Origin of the sequence: Vibrio sp. 10N.261.55.A7, from assembly GCF_002877365.1 — a bacterium.
Lineage (GTDB): Bacteria > Pseudomonadota > Gammaproteobacteria > Enterobacterales > Vibrionaceae > Vibrio.
Window position 1 is genome coordinate 1 of sequence record NZ_MCWZ01000099.1, and the last position, 6,462, is coordinate 6,462.

At 41.6% G+C, this 6,462-nt stretch carries 7 protein-coding genes; 1 reads left to right on the forward strand and 6 read right to left on the reverse strand.

Translation table 11 applies throughout. The features are described 5' to 3' along the window. A partial coding sequence (locus BCU12_RS07170; protein ID WP_133153825.1) for a methyl-accepting chemotaxis protein occupies positions 1 to 1,049 on the forward strand: 1,049 nt, incomplete at its 5' end. Between the two features lie 129 nt (positions 1,050 to 1,178). On the opposite strand, the gene BCU12_RS07175 is transcribed toward BCU12_RS07170, so the two are convergent. From BCU12_RS07175 to BCU12_RS07200, 6 genes are all read right to left on the reverse strand, one after another. Beyond that, positions 1,179 to 2,282, reverse strand: a complete 1,104-nt coding sequence (locus BCU12_RS07175; protein ID WP_102403664.1) for a phosphoribosylaminoimidazolesuccinocarboxamide synthase — start codon at positions 2,280 to 2,282, stop codon at positions 1,179 to 1,181. A 223-nt stretch (positions 2,283 to 2,505) separates the two neighbouring features. Further along, complete coding sequence (locus tag BCU12_RS07180) at positions 2,506 to 2,895, reverse strand: hypothetical protein (protein ID WP_102403665.1); 390 nt, start codon at positions 2,893 to 2,895, stop codon at positions 2,506 to 2,508. Between the two features lie 212 nt (positions 2,896 to 3,107). Then, the gene (locus BCU12_RS07185; protein WP_102403666.1) at positions 3,108 to 3,290 is read right to left on the reverse strand and encodes a hypothetical protein; all 183 of its coding nucleotides are present in this window, start codon (positions 3,288 to 3,290) and stop codon (positions 3,108 to 3,110) included. A 181-nt stretch (positions 3,291 to 3,471) separates the two neighbouring features. Further along, on the reverse strand, positions 3,472 to 4,476 hold the full coding sequence (locus BCU12_RS07190; protein ID WP_241909767.1) for a tetratricopeptide repeat protein: 1,005 nt from the start codon (positions 4,474 to 4,476) through the stop codon (positions 3,472 to 3,474). 143 nt (positions 4,477 to 4,619) lie between these two features. Then, complete coding sequence (locus BCU12_RS07195) at positions 4,620 to 5,303, reverse strand: DUF2786 domain-containing protein (protein WP_102403668.1); 684 nt, start codon at positions 5,301 to 5,303, stop codon at positions 4,620 to 4,622. Positions 5,304 to 5,566: 263 nt separating this feature from the next. Then, complete coding sequence (locus BCU12_RS07200; protein WP_102403669.1) at positions 5,567 to 6,250, reverse strand: DUF3334 family protein; 684 nt, start codon at positions 6,248 to 6,250, stop codon at positions 5,567 to 5,569. Between the last annotated feature and the right edge of the window lie 212 nt (positions 6,251 to 6,462).

Below are 6,462 nucleotides of genomic sequence, written 5' to 3' on the forward strand. Positions count from 1 at the left end.
CGGCTGTATTAGTCGTCTGTTTCGTTGCGTTTGCTGTATCGCTTATCGTGAATTTCTTATTCAAAGATCTTGGCAGAGTTGCTGATGCAATGGAAAATATTGCCAGCGGAGAGGCGGATTTAACACAAAGAATTACACCACGTTACGATGATGAGGTGGGTAAAATTGCGAAAGACTTCAATACCTTTGTGGCAAATACGCATCAAGTTGTACTAAGGCTGAGCAATGTTTCCACGTCTCTTGCTGACCAGGCCAAACATACGTTGACACAATCGACCGTTCGCAGCGAACGCATTGTTGCACAACAAGACGACATCAACATGGTGGCAACGGCGATTGACCAAATGGGAGCAGCGACTCAGGAGGTTGCTGGCAATGCAGAGCATACTGCACAACAGTCTGAACAAGCAGTATCGGCCTGTTTGAATGGCAGTGAGCGTGTGACTCAAACTCATAACTCGATCAACAGCTTAGAGTCTGAAGTACAGGCAGCAACGGAAATCATGCAAGAATTAGAACTGCATGCAAATAGTATCCACTCTATTATTGCAACGATCCAAGGTGTTGCTGAACAAACGAACCTGTTAGCACTTAACGCGGCAATCGAAGCTGCCCGTGCTGGAGAGCAAGGTCGTGGTTTTGCTGTCGTAGCTGATGAGGTTCGCGTTCTTAGCCAACGTACTCACGCGTCGACGACCGAGATTCAAACGATGATTGATACGCTGCAAGTGACAACAACTAAAGCCGTGAGCATCATGAACCACAGCAGAGAGTTAGCGACGACAAGTGTTGAAGACGCTAACTTAGCGGCGATTAGTCTTGGAGAGATTCAAGATTCTGTGAAAATGATTAGCGATATGGCGACACAAATTGCTTCTGCAGCAGAAGAACAAGCAACGGTGACCTCAGATATCTCTCGCAACACCATGGGTATCCGTGATGTTTCAAACGAGTTATCTTCAGAAGCACAGCAAGCCGCGTCACAAGCATCTGAACTTTCGCAGTTGTCAGATGAGCTTCAGCAAGAAATTCAACGCTTCAAGATTTAATCGTCACAAATCGGAATATGCTCATCTGATTTTCAGAGCAAATAAAGACGCCAGCTTGAAGCTGGCGTTTTTTTGTTTGCTAAATAGACGGAAATGGTTTCCTAAGAGTCAGTTTGCTTTTGGATAATATTAATCAATCAAATCGTATTGTTGGCGTAGTACGTCGATAATTTCTTGCTTAGGATTAGCGCTTAAATGAATCGCTTTGCCTGTGATTTTTTCTGCGATATTAATGTACGTTTTAGAAATGTCCATTAATGCATCAAGTGGCAAAGCATTATCGCGAGCCAATGCTTCTCTTTCTGGCATTCTTTCTTTGTTTAGAAGAATGTCTGGGTCAGGGAAATGAGCGAGCAAGAACTGACGGAAACCTTCTTTTGAATTTTCGACGATGTTGCCTGTTTGGTATTCTTTCGTGTCCCAAATACGTGATGAATCAGGAGTACCGACTTCATCCATGTATATGAGCTTTTCGTTGCCTGCCGCGTCATTGACGTATCCAAATTCGAACTTAGTATCAACGAACGTTTGCTCTACTTTAGACAGCGCGTTGCTAATAACGGAGAAGCCTTCTTTTAAGAGTTTTTCGTATGTGTTGATATCGTCAGCACTCGAGAAGTTAAAGGCAGCGTAGCTATCTTCAATGTTCTTACGAGAAATGTTGACGTCATCGGCTTCAGGAACGCCTGGAATACCTTTTAGAATACCTTTTGTTGACGGTGTAATGAGAAGTTCAGGCAGTACCTTATCTTTCTCTAGCCCTTCAGGTAACTCGATACCACAAAACTCTCTTTCTCCCTTTTCGTAAGCACGCCACATTGAACCCGTGATGTAATTACGACAAATAGCTTCGATCATCACAGGCTTGGCTTTTTGAACTATCCAAACAAATGGGTGAGGGATATCAAGAATATGGCTATCCGCTAGACCGTTTTGTTTAAAAAGATCAAACCAGTGATTAGAGATAGCGTTAAGGGCAGCCCCTTTACCTGGAACGCCCTTCAGATTGCCTTCAGCATGCCAAATACAATCAAACGCAGAGATACGATCGCTGATCACCATAATCGCTAAAGGTGCATCGGAAGCGACATCGTAACCCTTTTCTTGAATCAAGCGTTGGCTGTCTTCTTCAGTTAACCAATAAACTGAGCGGACTTTGCCACTATGAACGGGTTTATTGGTACGGATTGGTAAATCGTCATTGACGGCTAAGACTTGATCAGCAAGGCTCATTAGACATTCCTATTTTTTAAACGTCACATTGAGAAAGCATCTAAGTGTGTAGGTAGTCACGAGCTTAGATAGTGAATATGGCAAGCATCATACCAGAACTTTTCCCTCTAGCCACCAAAAAGGCAAACGATTGCTTAAATGAAAGGGAGTTAGCGTTTTGAACAACTAGAAAAGAAAAAGCCCCAGTCAATGAGGCTAAAAAGTGAAAAGGCGAGAAACTAAATTAGTGGACCTGATGACCCTTACCTTCAATAAAAAATACTTCGCAATTGTGTCGAGAGGCTAGAGCACGTAGTAAAGACTGATTAACTAAATCGATATTTGTAGAAGCAATAACAGCACTCGCATTACCAGACTCAATGGCCTTAGTGACAGTCTCTATTTCAGACATCGATTGAGAGGCTTTCATATGTATGATCTTGTTACAGCTAACCTTAAATGATGAAAACTGTTCAAAATCAGGACGAGGACAATCAGAAGTAAATAAAATCCATTGCTTTGTATTCGATAAACCTGAAAGTCGTGACATAACAGATTCATCGATCGCCATCGCTGTAGTTGGCTGCGCTAATGTATTGAATTTTGAGTAATGATTTCTTTGTTCTTGCAACATATCTACTGTCCTTTTATACATACTGTATGTCTATACAGTAGTTGTTATCTGGATAAGGATCAAGTAGAAATTGGCGCTATATTGAACAAAATGTGAGTTTGATTAGGTATTTGAGTCTTTTTAGCGCCGAATCAGCGAGTAGGAAAGGAAATTCAGGCACAAAAAAACCACATCTAAGTGGCTTTTAATAGGGAGTGGCAGAGTAAAGTAAACTAGCAATGAACACTTTGCTGTTCGATATGCCGCAGTTCAGCAATATTGAATTGGCGTACATCTAAAGACGCTAGTTCGTAGCAGTCTTCACAAGAGTGATGAGATTTACCGTCAACATATTTCAATTGGGTGAGTACACTTGGTTTTTTACACCAGTCACAAGTACCTTCAGAGCTGAACATTTATTTCTCCTATTGGATTAGGCTTACTTTCTATCTTTGCAGGTTATTATGACATAGACAGGGCGTGAAAGTTAATTCTTTGTTACATTCGTGAGAGGGTAATCGCTTGCGCCGCCTTAAATTTCTTAGGTATGTACACTTTTAGTGTGAATGGATAATGTAACAATTTGTTATCATTTGGCTATTTCTGTTTTATCTTCGCGATGATTATTTTCAACGAACTATTCAATCGTTTCATTTCTTCGTCACTACCACTTAAGTCGGGGTGGTATAGCTTTGAAAGCTGCTTGTAACGCACCTTTATCTGTTTTTGGTCTGGTATTTGCGTCACTCTAAAGCCAAACATCGCACATGCGATGGCAAGTTTTTGTTCTTCAGGTTCCGGCGTGCTCATTTGCTGGAGTTTTTTCACTTGTCTAAACAGTGTTTCAAGTTGACGCTTTTGTTTTTTAATTGTGGTGGACTGAAACTTTATCGTCCCTTCTAGATTGCTCTTTTGGCTAGTATCGCTTGCTTGTTTCTTACGTAGCTTCTTACGTTGCTTCCTTTTAAGAAAAAAGGAAATACACGCCACGATGATGATAATAGCGATGACGAAAAGGTAGCTTGGGATTGTTCTGTCCGAAGCTGCGTGGTCGCTGGCTTGTAGGGGAGTCTCTGAAAGCTCTTCAGACTCAAATGCAATATCAAGTTGATCGAGAGATGATACCTGCTGAGCTTTGCGCTGATTGAACTTAGCTTCCAATACACGACCGTAGCCATCCTCGGCTAATTCACTATTGGGTTGCGCGATGGAATACCAGAGTTCAGCCATATCAAGGTTTTCTGGAGACTGTTTCTGTTTTTCGTAAATTTCCGCAATGGCTAATTGCGCTTCTATATTTCCCGCTAGAGCAAGCTTGGTCAGCCAGAATAGACCTTTTGCAAGATCGGGCTCTGTACTGATTCCTTCGACATAAAAAGTGGCTAGAGCGAATTGAGCTTCAGTGTGGCCTAGGTTCGCCGCTTCTTGATACCAATAGAAAGCTTGGTCGATATCTTGGTCAGGGGAAGGGGATTGGTAAAGTGTCGCGAGTTCAAATTGCGCCTTCGGATCCGCTTTTTCAGCAAGAGGGGTGAGTTCGGGAATGCTCGTTCCAAAGGCTAGGCTAGAAAACAAAATAGAGAGTACGGCGAGCCGTTTCAAAATAGATACATTCCTTTGGTCATTAATACGTTAGAATTGCAAGAGTACTATAAGATTAGTTGAAACTGAAAAACTTGTACTGACCGATGGAACTATTATCGAGTAAATGAGCAGCGTCTATCTGCTCATTTGAATCGATGAAGTTAACGAAGCTTTTTCGGTGCCTGCGCGCCATCAATAGGACGATTGACGGATATTTTTCGCCCCTTCTTTAGCCCAACTTCATAATCGGCAGTGAGGTTTTTCATTGCTTCTCTTAACTGCTGTTTAAATGTTTCTCTATCGATATTCTCGAACTCTTTGTCGATGTAGTTATTGATCTTGTTGTTTGACTCGTCATCAGGGGTGATAACGGGCAGTTTTTCTAATGCACCTTCTACCCAACCGGATACGAAAGAATTGACTCGTCGTGTGACTTCCGCCGAAGGTGTTCCGCTTCCTGAAAAACTGTTTCTAAATTGACCCGTATGTTCATTCATTTCACGATAGATGATATCAAATGCAAAAGCGGCGAATATTGCGCGGTCAGCTTCTCCAATAAACTCGACTCTTTTGAGTCCTTTGTGATTCAAAAGCACGGCTTCAACGCCAAACTTTGTGTTAATACCGCGAATCACGCGTAGTAAAGTTGAACTGATATTGGCAGGGAGTAAATGAGATGACTGCGTTTTGCCCATCTTGATAAATTCAATGTCGTCTTTATCAAGACCGTATTTGAGCATTAGGCTGTGTGCCATTTTGATGGCATTGGCGGCTTCATTTACGTTTGCTGAGTTACCTAGTTCTAGGCACTTAGCAATTTTCTTTAATGCTTTCTGTTTATTCATCGATATTTAACAAGGTCGAGGCGATTTTTTCAAAGTCAGACATATTACCTTTTTATGACTAGAAATTGAATATCCTTGATAATAATACTAATAAGAAAGGCTGATTTAGGTCGTTGATACGCCTAGGTTGGTGCTCTTAGGTTTATGAGGAGTCGAAGAAAGAGTTTGGAGTGTCGAATCCACCTTAAACAACGAACAGTAGCGCGGTCATTTAAGGTGGCTGTTTACTGGATCAGTATTTAGCTTAACTTCCGGAGAAGTGACTAAATACCTAGTTCATCAAGAAGGTCGTTGGCAATGTCATTGTCTACCGACTGTGCTTTTTCTTTCTTAGCCTTTGCGCTATTTTGAGTGGCTTCCAAAATAGAGTCAGGGCACTCGTCTTCAACGACTTCAAACTCTTCCAGTTGAATAAACTCTGTTTTATCCATCGCAAGTTCTAGGTAGAAAATATTGTTATCAGCAGTAGAGAAGGTTACGCGCCTTGCCTGAGGCCTGTCTAGGTTGGTGTCGACAGACAAAATGACCTGCTTGTTCAGTGCTAGCATTTTAGGTTGGTTTTGCGTGATGTTGGTTTGCAGCTCTTTACGAATTTTATTGGTAAAGTCACCCACAAGCTGGTTCATCAGCTCGCCAAGTACGTCACCCACTTCATCAGAGGTATGCAGTACCGCCAGCTCTTCCTCTGGCATTCCCATGTTTCTCATGTAGTTGGTATACACTTCCAACGCTGCTTTCGCCGTAAAGTTAATGACGACCAAGCCTGAAAAACCACCATCGAAAAGGACAAAACAACCAAAATCAGGCTTTAAACTGGTTTTGTTGATTTTTTGAACCATTGCAGAGTATGAGATCTTTGTGTCTGTCGCGGAAGATAATACGCCGGAAACGGATTGGCATAGTTTAAGAAGGATATCCTCAGTCGTTACAATTTTATTCTTTTTCATTATTTGGTCACTCTAAGTCAAGACTGTTTATTGAAGGCATTGCACATTTATAAGCTTAAGTTTTAAAAAAGAAAGCATTAGTTTCATTTTATGGTTGAGAATCTGTTTTGATCACGTTTTCAAATGTTGTAAAGTGACGTAATTCAAATATATATAATTACAATTACCCAGAGCTGATCGGATCAGCGTAGTAGGGGCAGGAAGCACATGTT